Genomic DNA, 916 nt, shown 5'->3' on the forward strand with positions numbered 1-916 from the left:
GATCGTGCAGCCAATTGCACCTGAACCGATAGCAATCGCAATAATTTCCGGGCTGATGTCGGGATACAGCGGCAGCATGGGTGCAACAATTGCCGTTGCCCCCATCATTGCCACGGTAGCGGAGCCCACTGCCGCATGCAGAATAAGAGCCACTAACCAGGCCAGAAGAATCGGGTGCATATGCATATTGGAGAGAATAACTGCCAGCGTATCAGCGAGACTGCTGCTTTTTAAAATGGCGTTGAATGCGCCTCCGGCCCCGATAATCAGCAAAATATTAGCAATAGAACCGAAGCCATTTTCCGTATGTGTGAGCATCGTCCCCATGCTCATATGCTGGCGTATACCCAACACATAATAGGCGACAAACACGGCGATAAACATGGCAGTGATAGGGTTGCCAATAAACTCAACCAAGATATACAAACCACTCTCACGCGCCATATTCAATTCGGCAATCGTTTTAACCAACATCAGCGCAATGGGTAGCAGTATGGTGAATAACGTTGCGCCTAATGACGGTAGTGTTTTTTCATCGCGAACTTTGAGATCTGCAAACTCTGTGGGTACAGGTTTAAAGGGCAGTCGTTGACCCAGAAATTTAAGGAAAAGTGGGCCACCGATCAGTGATGCCATCAGCCCAACCAGCAAACCGTAGACGATCACCGAACCGATATCTGCGCCCAGCTTATTGGCAACATATAAAGCAGCCGGATGTGGAGGAACCACGCAGTGCACTGCCATCAATGCGGTACATAGCGGAATGGCAAGCTTTAATAATGAGGTATTGGTTTTTTTGGCAATTGAAAAAGCCAGAGGAATCAATAGCACGACGCCCACTTCAACAAACAGCGTGATGCCACAAATCAGGCCAACCAGCACCATAATGACATCAACTGAAAGCCAGCGGCAGCGT

General features: G+C 48.7%; 1 protein-coding gene. It reads right to left on the reverse strand.

The features are described 5' to 3' along the window. Positions 1 to 916: D-serine transporter DsdX (dsdX, locus tag RTW80_RS26130; RefSeq protein WP_312720989.1), on the reverse strand; the 916-nt coding region annotated here is incomplete at both ends.

The sequence above is a fragment of the Escherichia sp. AM3 genome (assembly GCF_032029835.1).
GTDB lineage: Bacteria > Pseudomonadota > Gammaproteobacteria > Enterobacterales > Enterobacteriaceae > Escherichia > Escherichia coli.